Origin of the sequence: Pseudoalteromonas sp. bablab_jr010 (assembly GCF_016464105.1) — a bacterium.
GTDB classification, from domain to species: domain Bacteria; phylum Pseudomonadota; class Gammaproteobacteria; order Enterobacterales; family Alteromonadaceae; genus Pseudoalteromonas; species Pseudoalteromonas simplex.
This window is the reverse complement of record NZ_JACDWV010000078.1, coordinates 90,171-106,413: the sequence shown is the minus strand read 5'-3', so window position 1 is coordinate 106,413 and position 16,243 is coordinate 90,171. Positions and strand designations below refer to the sequence as shown.

Here is a 16,243-nt window from a genome sequence, read left to right as displayed (position 1 = left end):
TGTTACAAATAATAACGCAGAAGTTGTATGGCAAAACCATGCTGATGTGTACGGCTATGAAGAACCAGAAGCTAATGCTGACTTTAATGAAGAAAACAGCTTCACTCAGCCAATACGTTTTCAAGGGCAATATTTTGATGATGAAAGCGGCCTACACTACAACCGCTACTGCTATTACAGCCCCAAACAACAACGCTTTATAAACCAAGACCCGATTGGCTTAGTAGGCGGCATAAACCACTACCAATATGCGCCGAACCCGGTTAATTGGGTGGATCCGTTTGGGTTGAGTTGTAAGGAAGGAAAGCCTGATTTTTATGTCGGACCGTCAGGCCCGGATGCAACAATAGCAAGTACTGGGTATAGGTATATGAGGTATAAAGATGATAATGGAAAAGTTAATAAGTTCGCTCCCATGACAATTGAGAACCTTTCTGCACCAACCACTTACTTTGGGTTTATAAAATATAATAGTGGGTTAGAGGCTCGTGACGCATTTCAGATCAAAGGTAATGAATTTGGTCCTGATGAAAATGGAGATGGCTCATGGAGTGATGCTCGTTTAAGAGGTGAGTTTGACACATTACAATTATTCGAAAATGGAGAAGTACAAGCTAGAATACCTTATTGGAAAGGTGATACAGATGAAACAAAACTAGAACCTTTCGCTGAGGCATATACACAATATGGCGATGGTGGGGCAGTACAATTACATGCAGATGGAAGAAAAATTAAGTTTGATAGTGTTGAAATAATTAAAGAGAAACCAGAATGAAAGATCTTTATTACATAATTTCTGAAGTGGACCATAGGCAAAAAAAAAATACTAATAGCAGTGATTGGCCTAAATTGATCGCTTACTCATTTAAAAATAATAAGGTTTTGTTATTAGAAGGATGTGGACATGGCCTAATGGGAGGAACTATGGCTGTAGATGACCCTAAGTTAGATGATTGGGATGAATTTTTTGAAGCCACTAATACAAAGTGGTTTTATGAAAAAATTAAAGTTGGAAAAATAAATAAATTAGACACAGAAGAGAAATTTTTTAGCTTTTTAGATGATAATAAAATAAGCAAGGAAGTAATTGAGTATTAGAATCTCTAACTAGTATTGAATAGAGATATTATATGGTTATAAATTTATTTGAAGTTTCGATAGGTAAAAATGAGTCAAATAGCTTTTTTCGTGGAGAAAAAAATTATTTTGTAAAAACCCCTGATTTTGAACAACATAATCACGGTGCAAACTTTGGAGGCCATGTAGAATCATTTTTGAGAATGAGTAATACCAACGCTAAGATTTTCGATAGAGTTTTCATAGATTTTTTAGAGTCTTTAGAAATTACTAAAAACGATTTAACTCATTTTATGGCAAATCTCTCGGCATTTTTTGCTTTAAAATCCAGAGGTAGATTGGTGGGTTCAATGCTTTTTAAAAGCTCTAAAAGTATTGAATCAAGACTAGTTAAAAGTTACTTAATAGAGATCTCTAACAGTGACTTTTACCAAAGTGAAAAAGATAGGTTATATTTACATGCAAATTTCATCTCTAGAAATGGCAATGATATTTTATTAAAAACACTTCGGGAAATTGATGGATGTGATATAGGAAAGTAAGTTATTTTAACCTAGATATATTGGGAGAGAATATTAGCTACGGATAAAAATAATATGGCAGGCTATTAAATTTATATTTTACGACGTTCTTGAAAATATGGACGTTTTAGGTTTTTGATGAAGCAGCTACTTATTAGCGTTTGTTTGATTCTTACTTTTTCTTGTACCGACGCTTTAAGTAATGATGACAAAACGTATGTCAGCCTTGATGTTATTGAGATGAATGTAGAAAGGGTCAATGACAATTTGTTTCGTTGGCTTAAATTTCATCCTGATAGCGAGTACCCTTGTTTAAGACTAGAGATTTTAGAAGCGGGTAGTAATGCGCTTATCAAACGAAAAAATATATGTAACGTGTATGATGAAGCGTTAAAAGTTACACATGATTTTAAAAAGTTAACATTTTTAGATATCTACAATCTGAATGTTAATTCACAAACTCTGACATTTGACTTAGAACTCTCTTTGTTGAGTCAGAATGTAGTTAATATGAATTGTTCAATTAAGATTGAAAATACAGATTTTTCTCCACTTGAGTGTCACCGTTTAGAGGTGGAGGAATAGCCTGCGGCTGGATTGATGCTAACTGCTTTAAGAATACGTAAAAAACCTTACAAGTTCGTAGTTGAGCACAAGGTTGATTACGAGATAGATACTGTAAATTTAAAGGTTTAACTTGAAGGTTAATTATGGAGATAAGACTAAGTTTTATGGGCTGTATGCGAGGACTGAAAATGATTCGAACAAGTGGAATCGTGCTGTTTTTAATCTAAAGCCAACAGGTGAATTCAATATTGATTTTTCATGGGATCAAGAATTGGCAGATGAAATAGAACGGTTGAATGACGAATAAGTTTTTTGATAATTTTTATAATTATGCGGGATTTGGTCCCGCGATAAAAGCGACAATGCCAACCAATGAAACGCTTGAATTTTTTAAAGGCAAACTTCCTGACCGTTTGCTTGAATACTGGCAAGAGTATGGTTTTTGTGGCTGGGGTAATGGCATTTTTTGGATTGTTAACCCACAGGATTACCATGAAATTTTACAAACTTGGCTTGAGGGTACCGAATTCGCTGAACGCGAAAACAATGGAGTTGATAAATATTATGTAATTGGTCGCGGTGCTTTTGGAAATTTACTTATTTGGGGGAAAACATCAGGTCAGAGTATAGATGTTAATTCAAACTTTGGAATGATTTTTCCAACAGATTACTCTGAAAAATTAAAGGAGCGAGGGGAGGAACGTTCAATTGACTTATTTTTTGCAGTTCGAAGAAAAGAGTCATTTGATCAAAAAGACATTAACGAAAAAACCTTTGTTTGAGCAAGCATTAAAAAACCTAGGCCCATTAGAAGCCGATGAAATGTATGCATTCGTTCCTGCGTTGGCGCTTGGTGGTGTGAATAAGCTTGAAAATTTGCAGAAAGTAAAAGCGATTGAGCATTTGAATTTTCTAGCTGAATTGGGCGAGAAACGCATAATGGCTGATATTGTCGCTATGTCTAATGAATTACATAACAAGTAACGCTGTAGCGGTTAATCATTTCAACTAAGTAATATTAAATTGAGTATACCTCGGTGAATTAAATATTTATATATTGAGACCCTATAACAAATAATAACTTTTCTGTTAGTGAAGTTAAAATTTCAGAATTTGATATTGATTAAAGGGAATTAACAGGGTAACAAATGAAAATAGAAAGGGTTTGTATTCCTAAGTTTGAAAATGTGTCCCTAAATGAAAGATTGGAGTTTCCTAGAGAAGAAATCGATGAAACTCCAGACTTCTTTGGTGATTATCGTGATAACCTTTTAAAGTGTGCAAAAGATAGGTTGGATTTAGCTCGCTGGCTCACTTGGGAAGTCCAAACCAATGAAATAGAAAAAGAGTCTGCATCAGGTTTACGCTATGCATCTAAAATGTACGCAGCTTTTTTGAAGCTCGCAGAGCATCCCGAGCAAGACATAACGTTTAAGATATTCGATTTACCTGCAGTGACTTGGAACGGTAGAGGTATGCTCGAAGCGGGTTATGCAAACCCCGAGGAGTGGCTTGATGCCTATTTTTTAGCTGTGATCACGCGCGATTCTGAAAGTATGGATAGCTTAGCGAACTTCCCCGTTGAAATTATGAAACAAAGTGCCACAAAAGCAGGGCCTGTTTCATATAAGTTAGTCGAAGTATTTCAAGCTTTCCATCACAGGCAAGATAATTATCCATCGTTACTCAACCAGTGTATGAAAATGGCAGTAGATCAAGGTAACGATTGGGCATTAGGCATAGCAATGGGGTATTTAGAAACGTTTGCAGCACTCACCACCGACATTGGGTTTGACTTCAATGAAACGCTTGCAAAAAATGTTCAGCTACAAGAAAAATATTGGATAAATGCAAGTGATCCAGACACTGTCCCAGTTGAATCATTTTTACCTCTTCAACTGTTGGGCATGGCATGTATGTGGCGAGATATGGGTAATACTGTAACGGTTGAAAGTGATTCACTACCTCGCTTTTTAATCGAAGGAACCTATTTTTAATATTCACTTATAAGCTTTAAAAGTAACTCCTTAAAAACCTAAAAACAAACAAGCACGCATTTCAAATGATGAGTGTTTGACTACATTTAACCGTAGTTGGTTTGCGCAGCTTTTTTACGCCAGCTGCGAATAAGCCCTTTTGACTCATAAAAATGCAAGGTCGAAACTTTTACACCACTGCGTTTTGCCACAAAGCCAACCGCTAGGTTTGCATCAATAAGTTTTTTATCTGACATAATTTGCTCCAAGGTGTTGACCTAAAGTTAGCTTGAGGTTTTACGCTGCACACATCATAAAAAAGGAGTGATAGTCATGCAACAAAAACCAACAACAAACACGGTAATTATTTATTCAAGTGCACGAAAAACGGGTAACACAAGCTTACAAGTTAATGATTATAAAGCCCAATATGGCGGCGATGTAGTATGTCTAGATGACTATGTTATCTCGCCTTATTGCTACGATAAGCAATATAAAAATGATGATTTTTATGCGGTATTTGAAGCGCTGTTGAATTATCAACACTGGGTACTGGCATCGCCAGTGTATTGGTATAACACCACACCGCAGTTTAAAGCATTTTTAGACCGGATCACTGACTACATGGATGATGACGCACTCAGGCCAAAACTGAGAACACTGCGTGAAAAGCAGTTTTCATTGCTCTCAAATGCAGGGTCTGCTCACGCACCTAACGCGTTTATCGAGATGTTTAAAAACACCTTTAATTACTTAGGCATGACCTTCAAAGCACATCAACATATTGATGCTAGTTAAACGCGTTTAAACAAGGTAGGCTAGAGTAAAAAGCAACAGGAACTTTTATGAAATCAACACTGTTAGGTTTTTCTTTAGCCTTGTTATCTTCGTTTAGTCATGCAGAGCAAGCTGAGCCCGCGATCAAAGGTTTTGGTTATTATTATGACGTGCCAAACCATGCAGAAATCTCTGAACAAACGGTTTTTAAAGTGGCATTTGATGTAGCTGATGCGGCAGAAAAAGGGGCGCAGAATAACAATATGAACTCATTAGCACGGTTCATTAATATGCACATAGCCCATGGTGTGAAGCCTGAGAACATTCAACTTGCTTTGGTTGTGCATGGTGGCGCAAGTGTTGATGTACTGGAAAACAGTTTTTATAAACAGCGCTTTGCCAGTGACAATAAAAATCAGCAATTGATCTCTCAATTGTTAGCGCATAATACCGTTGTTTATGTTTGTGGGCAGTCTGCAACGCACATGAAGGTAAAACAGCAACAGCTTATTCCTGGTGTGCAAATGGCGTTATCGGCGATGACCGCTCATGCACAGTTGCAGCAACAAGGTTACACACTGAATCCATTCTAATGAATATCTTATGTTTTGGTGATTCAAACACTTATGGCATTTCGCCGGTCGATGGTAAACGCTTTGCAGCCGATGAGCGCTGGCCTAGTTTACTGGGTATTAAATTAGGTGCCGGCTACCAAGTGATTGAAGCTGGCCAGCCCAATCGTACACTGGTGAACGACCCACCTTTTAGTGGTGATAAACTGGGCATTAAATACCTAGAGCCATATCTAGCGGCTTATCATTTAGATGTGATTGTTATTCAGCTCGGCACGAATGATTTAAAGCGCCGTTTTGCGCTGTCGGTTGTTGATATTGCCAACGCACTAGAAGCACTTATTTTAGATATAAAAAACTATTATCGGCACCGTGAATTACCCAAAATAATAATTTTGAGCCCGCCAGCGGTGTATGAGGTTGGCGCGTATAAATCTATTTATGCAGGAGCAGAGCTAAAAGCAAAACGGTTAGTGGAAGAGTTTAAAAATGTTGCTGACAGCAACAACTGCTGTTTCGTTAACTGCTTTGAATTAATAACACCATGTTCTTCAGAAGGCGTTCATTGGCCAAGCTCACAGCATAAGACACTTGTAGATCACTTGAGAAGTTGTCTCTAAAGTAATACTTTGCTGTGTTCTTTAAATGATTTACCAATTTTTATCTTATCACCAGTATCTAGCTCTACATGTTCGTTCGTAACAGCTATGACTCTGCTGTTATTCACTATGTATGATTTATGGATTTGAGTGAATGAGCCTAATAGCTGCTCTAAGATCTGTTTTAGGGTTGTTGTTGCGAGGATCGTTTGGTCTTCTTGGTGCACTTTTACATAATTTCCATACGCTTCAATGTATTCAATTGTATCTAAGCTAAGCTTGCGTTTTTCGCGATCTACTTTTAGGGTGATTGTTTTACTTTTCGGCGTTTGGGAAATACGTTCACGGACTTTATTTATTGCTTGCTGTAAACGTTGTGCAGATACAGGTTTGAGTAAATAATCAGTAACATTTAGCTCGTAACCTGCGAGTGCATATTCTTCATAAGCACTCACAATGATAATTTGAGGCGGGTTAGCGAGTGATTGAATGAGTTCTAACCCTGACAACTCTGGCATGTTTATATCTAAAAAAACGACATCAATAGTTGATTTTGCTAATTGGTACAAAGCATCTTTTGCGCTGAAATGCTGAGAAACTACTTTGATATCTGAATACGACTCTAAATGATGAAGAATTACTTGATGAGCAAGTGGTTCATCATCAACAATAATTGCTTTAATCATTTGATAGTTCCAAAGAGAGGGTGGTTTGCCAAAGTCCATTGTTATTATGCACTAATAAAGTATGTTTTTCTGGATATAGAAGCTCTAAACGGCGCTTTAAATTGTTTAGCCCCATGCCTGAATTATCATTATTGTTTTTGCGAGGAATGCTATTTTCGCAATATAACGTTAAAACGTTGCCATTTAAGGTTAGTTTTATCGTTACTTCAGCGTTTTCTTGTGCGTGTTCAACACCGTACTTTATGGTGTTTTCGATTAAAATAATAAGAAGCAGTGGCGCTATAGAAAGAGGGTGACTAGTTTCAGGCCATGCTAGGTTAAATCTACAGTTATTTGCATGCCTTATCTTGTGCAGTTCAAGAAAGTTTTTAATGTAATTTAGCTCTTTTTCGAGTAGAACGAATGGTTTTTGCCCTTCATAGACGGTGTATCTCAGTAAGTCAGCCAGCTGTAATACCAATTCAGGTGTCTTTTCTGATTTTGTTAATGCAAGTGCATATAAGTTATTTAAAGTATTAAATAAAAAGTGCGGATTAATTTGCTGCTGTAATAGCTTTAGTTCTGTTTTTATTTGCTGTTTGGCAATTTCTTCTAATTTATGGTGGTGCTGCTGGCGTTCAAACGCCAAGATAATGGGTGTAGAGATACTTAAAAATAAAAACATAAACTGATAATTGTACTTATTGATAATGTCTAGGTTGCCTCCCGGAGTTAGATTGGCAACATTTGAGGGTAAGTCATTAACAGGCAATGTAAGCACAATAGCGGCAAGTAATGGTGTTAAAACAACCATGCTAATTAAGCATGCAGATACAAAAATGAGCACTCCATGCTTGGCTAAGAATTGACGTATTAAAATGTAACGATTAAATAAAAAAGTGCCGTGTACAATAATTGCGTAGACCAAAAGCTGAGAAAAATACCAAATAAATTGATTATAGTTTGTAAGTAGCTTTTGAGTATCAAATATCAATGCAAAGGGTTGATTTAGCAAAGGTTCGTTATGGCTGTTGAGTATGCCAGCCATGACAAAGGCCCAGCCAAAACATATAACAAAAACAACTTTATTTAATGTAAACAAAGAGCTCATCCAACTGGTTAATTTGGATTTTTGGTTCTTCTTAAAGCGTTGGGATGAAAGCCAAAGTAAACTTGCTAGACTGCACAGTAACCAACATTGCTCTTGTAAGTAGTGCCATTTATCATAAAGTGGCAAGCTGTTGCTTAACAGATAAATGAGTATTGGGTAACCAATAAACCCAGATAACCACCATATTGAAGCCTGCTTTGAAGAATGCTGTGATGCCATCCAGTGAGCGATTAAGAAAGGGATACACTCAAATATTAGCTGTAAATTTACTGTTAGATAAGTACTGGGTGAATCAATTCTCAGCGAAAGATAGCGAATATGACTTTCAAGTAGTATCGCAGCGATTAATGGTAGTAGAGCAACCATGCTTTTTGTGTTTTTAAGTGATGATAAATAGCTAATAGCTGCCAGCAAAATCTACTCCGTTCAGTTTTTATTTTTGCAACGTACACTGTTGTTTTTTCGAACATTTATATATTACCCTAATTTCTAAATAATGTGGAAACTGAGGGAGTAATACTCTGATTAAGCGTTATAATGGATTTAGCTTAACGTTTTTATTTCTTTATTCATCCACATCTTGATGAAAGTTCTTTTTTTGATGACGAAATAAGAAATTTTGCTTTCATCATCAAACTTGACTCATTGATCATTACTTCGTAGCAGCGAGCTTTGCCATTCCTTAATCTAGATTTGTGCTAATTAAGGAGCCAATAAATGCTAACACTTGAGCATATTTCGAAAACATACCCTGATGGAACTCAAGCACTTAACGATATAACCATTGAGTTACCCAGCGGCATGGTAGGGTTGCTGGGGCCAAATGGCGCTGGCAAGTCTAGTTTGATGAGAACTCTTGCATGCCTGCAAACTATTAATTCTGGCCGTATACAGTTTAGTGGCTTAGATATATTAAAAGACCCTGACAAGTTACGTAAGCAACTTGGTTATCTACCACAACAATTTGGTGTTTACCCACATATGGGATGTAGAGCATTACTTGAACACATCGCCATATTAAAAGGGCTTGAATCTAAAAAGACAAAGCAACAGATTGATGACCTGCTTACTGCATTAAACTTAACTCAGCATGCAAATAAAAGAGTCAGTCACTTTTCAGGGGGAATGAAACAGCGCTTTGGTATTGCTCAAGCATTGTTGGGTGATCCTAAATTAATCATTTTAGATGAGCCTACTGCTGGGCTTGACCCGGCAGAGCGAGAGAGTCTCAATAACTTATTAGTTTCAATGAGTAAGAATCGACTGATTTTGCTTTCAACACACATTGTGGAAGACATAGAAAACCAATGTCACTTTGTGGCGATGATTAAAGGTGGTCAACTGATCCAAAGTGGCCATATCGATACCTTAGTAAACCAACTCAAAGGTAAAGTATGGGTATTAAAAGCTTTGCCACGCGCACTGCCCAAAGACGCTTTAGTACTGAGCCAAAGTTATCGATATGGTGAGCCCGTCTTTCGAGTTTATGCCGCAGAGCGCCCAACTACAGGGGCTGTTTTGGCTGCAGAATCATTACAAGATAAGTACTTCTTTGAACTAAAATCTCGAAGAGGTGAATTGTGCTAATAATCAATGAGTTAAAGTATCTTTTTCGTCAACCAATAGTTTGGGTATGCTTGCTTATTGCGCCAAGTTTTGCATTTTCACTTTCTTCAGGGCTTGCAACAAGTAATGTTGACCCATTACAGCACTATCAATTGCATTTAGTGTCATTACACATGATGCAATTGGCTTTATTGGTTGGAGCATTATCGCCAGCAATTTTCTTACGTGACCACCTCTTTCATATGGACGAAATTATTGCTGTTGCATCAGTAAGTTCAAAACAAAAAAACTATATTCGAATAGGTGGTTTTGTAAGTCTATTAATGATGGTTTCATTAAGCAGTACGTTGGTTATGAGTTACGTACATTTTCAAAATAATGGATTTAGTTGGCAAATACTTGGTTATACAGTTTTTTATAGTGGTTTTGTTCTACTCATAAACTGTTTTTTACTTATTGCTTTGGCATTTTGGCTTTGTCAAAGGTTTCGAAGCTCAATGATTATCTACGCCGCTTTTGCAAGTGTTTGGATTGCTTATTTGTTCGGTGCGAGTATAACGGGTAATCCAATTTTGGCAGGAAGTAGCGTACTAAACGAAACGTTTTATCAGCTATTTATTTGGTTAGACCCATTTGCTTATACAACGGTAATAGCAAGTTTTAGCGAGTCGCAAAATACGCCTTTTTATACTAATCGCTTTATTTGTTTTACTCTAGCAATTGTTATTTTTACTCATGCTGTTGGCTCGCACCCCCAAGTATATGCAAGGACAAAGCAACCCAAACAACAATGTATTGAGTCTGACCTTAGGCCTTACACTCAATTTCAAACGGTAAAGCCTACATTTCGTCAAAGCTCGATTCTATTCGAGCTATATAAAGCTGCAATTTTAAATATATTAAAACAACCTATAACTCTTATTCTGTTACTTTTATGGCTAGGGTTAGTGTTCAATAGTGTTGCATCTTCTTCTCAGTATGCAGAACCAATGAGTGTTATTAAAGCAACTAGCATTGATGCTGTTAATCAATATGCCTTTGATATGTATATATTGCTCGGTTGTTTACTGATGGCTCTATGGAGTTGGCAACTTAGTTGTCATGCTAGGCACTATAAAATAGCAGAGATAATTGCGGCAGCGCCTATTAAGACTGCTTCGATTTTGCATAGCCAATTATTGGCAATAGTGAGTTTGGTGTTTGTTTTTTCGTTAATAGGTTTTGTTGGTGCATCGTTAGCTGAACTTTTTATTGGCAGTGACTTTGACGCTTATCACGCTATTTATACCTTAGCTTTAATGGGACTGCCGCTAGCTATTATTGCTTCGATATTTGTATGTATTTATAATTTATTGCGCTCAGAGCTTGTTGCTTCTTTAGTGGTGTTTGCCATTTTGTTACTTAAATTTACCCCAGTAATGACTTATTTGGGGCTAACACACACGTTTTGGAGTGTAGCTTGGACACCATTGCAGCCGGCTAATGAATTTTGGGGATATCGAGCAAGTTTAAGTAGTTACTGGCCTTATGTCCGCGCGTGGCTAGTATTATTACTTAGTGTTGTGCTTGTTAGTCAGGCTTTTAATCACCGCGGGACAGGAATGGGCAGTAGGGCACTTAAAAATAAAGATGCTTGGCTGTTAATACCTGCAGTTTTGGCTATCAATTTATTTTGGCAGCTACATACTAATTTAATTTCAGAAAAGCCATTAAGTAACTCTTATAAACGAGAAATATTTAAAGCAAATTATGAAAAAATGTTTGCTGATTGGAAACATAAAGCTCAGCCAAAAGTGAGTCATATCGATGCAGAAATAGATTTCTATCCTTATAAGCAGTTAGCCCAATTTAACTTAACCTACTCATTTACTAACCCTCACAAAAAACCAATAAAACAGGTATTGATAGGTCGTGCAGGCTTCTATCAATGGGCAGATATTAAAATAGAAGGAGCTGAGCAAGTCGCATTTTATCCATCAATGAACCAAGCTATTTACGAGTTTAAATCCGCACTTCAGCCATTCGAAACAAGGCAACTTAAAACGCAATTTGTAGTAAAGCAAGCCAAGTTATGGCCTACACAAGGGCATCAAATCATAACGCCTGAATTTAGTTATATTCGTTCAGTTCCGCTATTACCGACGCTTGGGTATCAAAGAAACTATGAATTAGATGACGAGCAGTTAAGGTTAGATTATGGGCTTCCACTCTATGTTAAAACACCGCCTTCAAAGCTTTTTAATGCAACATACCAAGTACCATATAACTATGAACGCATCACCATGAAAAGCAAAGTTACAACCGCCCTAGGTTATCAGGTCGTTTCACAGGGGAAGAAAATAGCGCATATTGTTGAAGGGCAAAGAGCCGTTTTTAAATTTCAGACGACAGTGCCAATTAACAACTTACCTGCTTGGTTGTCATTTCCATTTGCAGCAACTGAGTTAATTTATGAGGGTGTGAAGTTACAGGTTTTTACTAAATCAAGTGCAACAGAAGCTAATAAAGATGCCGTAAAAGTTAACTTACAAGCTATGAGTGACACGCTTTTTTGGTTTAATAATAATCTTAATGCGTACAAAGGTTCAAAGCTCAGTTTGATCGACGCAACAGGATTTGGTGGGACAGGGTATGCATTACCTGAAATCATGTTGATTGATAATAAGGTCGGTTTTAGAGCTAAACCAAGTGAAGGCGTAGGTTTTGATCAACGCTACCGCCGTGCAGTACATGAAACGGCTCATCAATGGTTTGGTCATGATATTGGCAATAGTGTTCCTGAAGATAGCGCTTTTTTGATTGAATCATTAGCTAAATATGTAGAGCTTGTGGTGATTGAAAAACGATACGGAAAAAAGGCTGTCAATGCATTAGTCAAATATGAAACTCAGCGATATCAACAAGCTTCTCGGCTAGATATTTCGACAAAGCAAGCGTTGGTAGACTCATCAAAAAGTTACGATCAGTATTCCAAAGCTACTCTTGTATTTGCAAAACTTAGAAATGAAATTGGCGATGCTGTGATTGTGGCTGCTTTAAAATCAGTATGGCAAAAATATGCATTTCCTAACCGACCAGCAACGTCAATGGATTTTATTAGAGCGTTGCAAGAACAACTTAATGAACAAGAGAAAGACTTAATTAATAAGCTTTTTTTGGAAGTATAAATACAAAAAAGCCACAGGTTGTAAAACACTGTGGCTTGGGTATTGATTGACTTACAACCAAGGGATTTTAGGAGAGTTTAAAACTCATAACTTACGCTTAAACGCGTGGTGCGAGGCATAATATAACGGCCATTTGGTGCATCAGCATTACGAGGATCACCTTCGGTAATGCCTTGTTCATCAGTTAAGTTATCAATAGCTAACTGTATTTTAATACCTTCCATAGGCTCAACAATTAAACCTAGGTCAACTTTTTCATAGCCTTCTAATGTAACAGTATTTTCGTTGTCGCCCCAACGATCATCAACTGCTGAAATTGTGCCGTATAGAGTTGCATACATGCCGCTGACTTCAAAGTCATAGCTCGGTGTAACACGTACTTGCCATTTTGGCTGACGTTGGCTTTCGTTGCCTTCGTTGGTCGGGCTTTCTGTGATCTCAGTTTCTTGCAGTGTTGAGTTTAAGTTAACTGAGAAACCAGATTCGTGGTTATAGTTATAATCAAGCTCAATACCGTATGCTTCATTTGTTAAAATTTCAGCAGGGGCGCCTGGACGACGAACAAAAGTGTCACCTTTTACTTCATTCGTGAATAAAGTGGCATAAAAATCAGTGCTATCAGTCAAAAGCTTGTAACCGAATTCAGCCTGTGTCACTTCTTTGATTAACTTTTCGCCGCCTTGGTAAGCGCCGTAGTTATCACGAAAATCATCGAAATAAGGCATTTTATAACCACGGTTAACACGTGCAAATACACCCATATCATCATTAATTGAGTAGTTAATACCTGTTGTCCATGATGTTTTGCTTTCATCGTACTGGATAGATTTAGTAATAACACCATCTAGGCCTTCATCTACCGTGTATTCTACTTCGTGATTTTCAAAACGAATACCTGCATCAAGTGTGAATGCATCATTGATTTTATACTGAGCTGTTGAGTAAAACGCATTGGTGCGTGCATCACCTGTCGAGTTAATATCGTAGTTCCATGCACAACCTTCAGTACTTGCATTACACTCAATGTCATTTAACATCTCACCGCCAGCTTCAAGTACATGATAAGCAGCGTTTCCTAAGCTCCACCAGTCGTTTGCTGATGTGCTTGCTGTGTAATAACCGAATGCGGCAGACAGGTCACCAAAGTCTTTAGAAAAGGCAAGATCATTAGTGAATGAACTAATTTCTTTTAATACAACCCAACGGCCAAGTTGTTGTACTGGTGTATCTGCATCATAAACAGTGCCTGTTGCTGCACCTGCTGCGGTTTCACCATTAGTTGCTACTTCACCCAATGTTGTTGCAGAGCCTGCTGGAACAAGGCCGTAGGTATTTGCATCACCTTTAGTAAAGTTAAAGCGATCTACAAACTGCCAGCCATTATCAAATTCAAGCTTGATGCTACCGCCAGACACATGACCTTTCCAACCGCGCCCTTCACCTAAGTCAATTTGATGTTCATCATTGTTAGGGCCAGTATATATAGTTGCTTGACGATTTAGAGTGCCAAGTTGTGTGTAGCCAGCATCAATACCTTCAACATTTAAAGGCGTAGGTAAGTACCACGCACCGTGATCATCGGTATGACGGCTGTATAAGTTGATGGTGCCATTGTCTAGCACCTTTGTAAGGTTAATCGTAAATTGATTGCCTTTTTCTGAGGTAAAACCTGCGTCACGAATACCAGGTGAACTCTTAACGTAACCACCTACCATGTAGTAAAAATCTTCAGAAATTTCACCACTTACCATCGCATCAATACGTTGTAGGTCATAATCAGATGTTGTGTACTTAAAAATAGCTTCGGTATCTTCGCTACCGCGCTTTAAGCGGAAGTTTGTTGTTAAACCGGGCTGACCGTTTGAAACAACTGGGTTAGGGCCACCGCGAAGTGCTTCCATTGTCTCAATTGTTTCATCAAGGCGGAAAATAGAAGAGTTTTCTAAAAATGAGAGCGTCGGAGCAGGGTAGATAGGAGAGCCATCAATGCTAATTGTTAAAAATGGTGCATCACCACCACCCGGAAAGCCACGTACAAATACGTTCGCGCCTGATTCACCACCAGAGCTTTCTACCCAAACACCAGGTACAGCTTTAAACAAGTCCGCGGTGCTTTTAGGTGAAAGTTTAACAATTTGGTCAGCATCAATATTCGTCACGGCATAACCAGCGTCAATTTTGCGAACACCTACACCACCTGGTGTACCAGATACAATAATGCGTTCTACTTTTTCTTCTGCTGCCTGTTGTGTCTGCTCTTCAGCAAAAGCAGTTTGGCCTGACATTGCTAAAAGAATTGCGGATGCAATTGCAGTTCGTGTGTGTTTTGTTGCCATAGTTTTTTCCCACTAATCTGTTGTTAAGTACACTGCATAACAAGATTTTAAAAAATTGTTAATGCTTTGCCTATTTAAACCATAGAAGTTTATGCAAACGTTTGCAAACAATTTTGTAACTGTTTTTCACAATTTTCTTGGTTTCTTCCAGTTAACTTGGTTTTGTTATTGATTTTTAATAAAAAATTTTAAGCAGTTGTTTGTTTAAAAAAATGCTATATTGTTATCCCAGTTTAAGGATTACTGTGTTACTGCCATGAACGATAAAAAATTAAAATTAGTTGATCTTGCTAAATTAGCAGGTGTATCTACCTCGACAGTGTCAAGAGCACTTAATGATAACCCTTTGATTAAACTAGAAACTAGGCAGAAGCTTCAGCGTTTAGCGAAGAAACACAACTTTAGTCTGAATACCGCTGCAAGCCGTCTTCGAACGCAAAAAACCAATGTGATTGCTGTGATGATCAATCTTGATGGTGACACAGAACAATCAATTAATGACCCTTTTTTACTGAAACTTGTTGGCGAAATTAACCTTGCACTGAATAAGCATGGCCTCGAACTGTTACTTTCTAACTCATTTATGGCAAGTGATGATTGGGTCAATTATTTCATCAACAGCCGTCGGGCTGATGGTTTGATTGTTGTCGGACAAGGTAAAAGCCAGGCGAATATTGAGGCAGCTGCAAATGCGGGTGTTCCATTGGTTGTTTGGGGAGATCCAAAAACAGAAAGTAATTACCCTATAGTTGGTAGTGATAATTACTTGGGAGGCCGTTTAGCCACTGAACGCTTACTTGAGCACGGTGCAAAAAATGTGTTGTTTTTGGGCGATCCTGCTCACGCAGAAATTGGTGAGCGCTACAGAGGCTACTTAGATGCAGTTTCAAAGGCAAAAGCCACGCCAAATGTACTGTCTATCGATATCACGAGTAAAGCTGCCTATCAGGGTATAAATCAGTTACTGGTAGATAAGGGGCTTTGTTTCGATGGGATTATGGCATGTAGTGATATGGTTGCTCTTGGCGCTATGAAGGCCCTTAAAGAACGCTACATCAGCATACCAAATGATGTTGGTCTTATCGGATTTGATGACATTTCTATGGCTGATATTAGTCATCCATCACTTTCAACTATTAAGCAAAATACCCAGCGCGCCTCTATTATTTTGGTTGAAAAACTACTTGCACAACTCGCAGGCCAAAAAGTTAACTCCCAAGTTGTTGAAATTGAAATGATAAATCGACAATCTAGCAAATAGAGTTCGGTTTTTTGTGAATAAATTGTGTATTTTGTTATTGCAAACGTT

17 protein-coding genes are annotated in these 16,243 nt (G+C 37.8%); 13 read left to right on the top strand and 4 right to left on the bottom strand.

The genetic code is table 11. From position 1 onward, the window contains the following. The 7 genes from JIG37_RS22835 to JIG37_RS07230 form a co-directional block, all read left to right on the top strand. On the top strand, positions 1-775 hold a 775-nt coding region (locus JIG37_RS22835; RefSeq protein ID WP_280517212.1), incomplete at its 5' end, for an RHS repeat-associated core domain-containing protein. Next, positions 772-1,098 carry a hypothetical protein gene (locus JIG37_RS07250; RefSeq protein ID WP_199529068.1) on the top strand — a complete coding sequence of 109 codons (327 nt, stop codon included), beginning with the start codon at positions 772-774 and terminating at the stop codon, positions 1,096-1,098. The genes JIG37_RS22835 and JIG37_RS07250, both read left to right, overlap by 4 nt. Before the next feature lie 32 nt (positions 1,099-1,130). Beyond that, complete coding sequence (locus JIG37_RS07245; protein ID WP_199529067.1) at positions 1,131-1,619, top strand: hypothetical protein; 489 nt, start codon at positions 1,131-1,133, stop codon at positions 1,617-1,619. 117 nt (positions 1,620-1,736) lie between these two features. Continuing rightward, positions 1,737-2,183 carry a hypothetical protein gene (locus JIG37_RS07240; protein WP_199529066.1) on the top strand — a complete coding sequence of 149 codons (447 nt, stop codon included), beginning with the start codon at positions 1,737-1,739 and terminating at the stop codon, positions 2,181-2,183. 278 nt (positions 2,184-2,461) lie between these two features. Next, complete coding sequence (locus JIG37_RS07235; RefSeq protein WP_244664372.1) at positions 2,462-2,947, top strand: GAD-like domain-containing protein; 486 nt, start codon at positions 2,462-2,464, stop codon at positions 2,945-2,947. Further along, positions 2,940-3,149 (top strand): T6SS immunity protein Tdi1 domain-containing protein, encoded by a 210-nt coding sequence (locus JIG37_RS22650; RefSeq protein WP_244664371.1) that lies wholly within the window; start codon positions 2,940-2,942, stop codon positions 3,147-3,149. The genes JIG37_RS07235 and JIG37_RS22650 overlap by 8 nt, the downstream gene beginning before the upstream one ends. Positions 3,150-3,313: 164 nt before the next feature. Further along, the gene (locus JIG37_RS07230; protein ID WP_199529065.1) at positions 3,314-4,162 is read left to right on the top strand and encodes an immunity 49 family protein; all 849 of its coding nucleotides are present in this window, start codon (positions 3,314-3,316) and stop codon (positions 4,160-4,162) included. A gap of 86 nt (positions 4,163-4,248) precedes the next feature. Here the strand turns inward: JIG37_RS07230 and JIG37_RS07225 are convergent, their stop codons facing one another. Further along, entirely contained in the window at positions 4,249-4,398 is a 150-nt protein-coding gene (locus JIG37_RS07225) for a MerR family DNA-binding transcriptional regulator (RefSeq protein WP_268795054.1), read from the bottom strand. 76 nt (positions 4,399-4,474) lie between these two features. Between JIG37_RS07225 and JIG37_RS07220 the strand changes: the two genes are divergently transcribed. From JIG37_RS07220 to JIG37_RS07210, 3 genes are read left to right on the top strand one after another with little or no spacing between them, the layout of a single operon-like run. Further along, positions 4,475-4,939: an NAD(P)H-dependent oxidoreductase gene (locus tag JIG37_RS07220; RefSeq protein ID WP_199529064.1), complete on the top strand. Its 465-nt coding sequence runs from the start codon at positions 4,475-4,477 to the stop codon at positions 4,937-4,939. Between the two features lie 47 nt (positions 4,940-4,986). After that, positions 4,987-5,511 (top strand): DsrE family protein, encoded by a 525-nt coding sequence (locus JIG37_RS07215; protein WP_054554021.1) that lies wholly within the window; start codon positions 4,987-4,989, stop codon positions 5,509-5,511. Beyond that, complete coding sequence (locus tag JIG37_RS07210) at positions 5,511-6,110, top strand: SGNH/GDSL hydrolase family protein (RefSeq protein ID WP_138599233.1); 600 nt, start codon at positions 5,511-5,513, stop codon at positions 6,108-6,110. Before JIG37_RS07215 ends, JIG37_RS07210 begins: the two co-directional genes overlap by 1 nt. On the opposite strand, the gene JIG37_RS07205 is transcribed toward JIG37_RS07210, so the two are convergent. Continuing rightward, positions 6,107-6,775: a response regulator transcription factor gene (locus JIG37_RS07205; RefSeq protein WP_166338578.1), complete on the bottom strand. Its 669-nt coding sequence runs from the start codon at positions 6,773-6,775 to the stop codon at positions 6,107-6,109. The genes JIG37_RS07210 and JIG37_RS07205 overlap by 4 nt on opposite strands. Further along, entirely contained in the window at positions 6,768-8,279 is a 1,512-nt protein-coding gene (locus tag JIG37_RS07200; RefSeq protein WP_244664370.1) for a sensor histidine kinase, read from the bottom strand. The genes JIG37_RS07205 and JIG37_RS07200 overlap by 8 nt, the downstream gene beginning before the upstream one ends. 303 nt (positions 8,280-8,582) lie before the next feature. Here JIG37_RS07200 and JIG37_RS07195 point away from each other — a divergent pair, with 303 nt between their 5' ends. Together JIG37_RS07195 and JIG37_RS07190 are read left to right on the top strand one after the other, a co-directional pair. Beyond that, complete coding sequence (locus tag JIG37_RS07195) at positions 8,583-9,452, top strand: ABC transporter ATP-binding protein (RefSeq protein WP_138618928.1); 870 nt, start codon at positions 8,583-8,585, stop codon at positions 9,450-9,452. Next, positions 9,446-12,598, top strand: coding sequence for a M1 family aminopeptidase (locus JIG37_RS07190; protein ID WP_348535076.1), 3,153 nt, complete (start codon positions 9,446-9,448; stop codon positions 12,596-12,598). The genes JIG37_RS07195 and JIG37_RS07190 overlap by 7 nt, the downstream gene beginning before the upstream one ends. A 77-nt stretch (positions 12,599-12,675) precedes the next feature. Here JIG37_RS07190 and JIG37_RS07185 read toward each other — a convergent pair whose 3' ends face one another. Then, positions 12,676-14,934, bottom strand: a complete 2,259-nt coding sequence (locus JIG37_RS07185) for a TonB-dependent receptor (protein ID WP_138599237.1) — start codon at positions 14,932-14,934, stop codon at positions 12,676-12,678. Positions 14,935-15,190: 256 nt separating this feature from the next. Between JIG37_RS07185 and JIG37_RS07180 the strand changes: the two genes are divergently transcribed. Further along, positions 15,191-16,195: a substrate-binding domain-containing protein gene (locus JIG37_RS07180; protein WP_054554018.1), complete on the top strand. Its 1,005-nt coding sequence runs from the start codon at positions 15,191-15,193 to the stop codon at positions 16,193-16,195. Positions 16,196-16,243 lie beyond the last annotated feature (48 nt).

Excerpts from the sequence above, each read along its gene's own strand:
- JIG37_RS07250 (WP_199529068.1), top strand. The coding sequence starts at position 772 with ATGAAAGATCTTTATTACATAATTTCTGAAGTGGACCATAGGCAAAAA.
- JIG37_RS07245 (WP_199529067.1), top strand. The coding sequence starts at position 1,131 with ATGGTTATAAATTTATTTGAAGTTTCGATAGGTAAAAATGAGTCAAAT.
- JIG37_RS07240 (WP_199529066.1), top strand. The coding sequence starts at position 1,737 with ATGAAGCAGCTACTTATTAGCGTTTGTTTGATTCTTACTTTTTCTTGT.
- JIG37_RS07235 (WP_244664372.1), top strand. The coding sequence starts at position 2,462 with ATGACGAATAAGTTTTTTGATAATTTTTATAATTATGCGGGATTTGGT.
- JIG37_RS07230 (WP_199529065.1), top strand. The coding sequence starts at position 3,314 with ATGAAAATAGAAAGGGTTTGTATTCCTAAGTTTGAAAATGTGTCCCTA.
- JIG37_RS07225 (WP_268795054.1), bottom strand. The coding sequence starts at position 4,398 with ATGTCAGATAAAAAACTTATTGATGCAAACCTAGCGGTTGGCTTTGTG.
- JIG37_RS07220 (WP_199529064.1), top strand. The coding sequence starts at position 4,475 with ATGCAACAAAAACCAACAACAAACACGGTAATTATTTATTCAAGTGCA.
- JIG37_RS07215 (WP_054554021.1), top strand. The coding sequence starts at position 4,987 with ATGAAATCAACACTGTTAGGTTTTTCTTTAGCCTTGTTATCTTCGTTT.
- JIG37_RS07210 (WP_138599233.1), top strand. The coding sequence starts at position 5,511 with ATGAATATCTTATGTTTTGGTGATTCAAACACTTATGGCATTTCGCCG.
- JIG37_RS07205 (WP_166338578.1), bottom strand. The coding sequence starts at position 6,775 with ATGATTAAAGCAATTATTGTTGATGATGAACCACTTGCTCATCAAGTA.
- JIG37_RS07195 (WP_138618928.1), top strand. The coding sequence starts at position 8,583 with ATGCTAACACTTGAGCATATTTCGAAAACATACCCTGATGGAACTCAA.
- JIG37_RS07185 (WP_138599237.1), bottom strand. The coding sequence starts at position 14,934 with ATGGCAACAAAACACACACGAACTGCAATTGCATCCGCAATTCTTTTA.
- JIG37_RS07180 (WP_054554018.1), top strand. The coding sequence starts at position 15,191 with ATGAACGATAAAAAATTAAAATTAGTTGATCTTGCTAAATTAGCAGGT.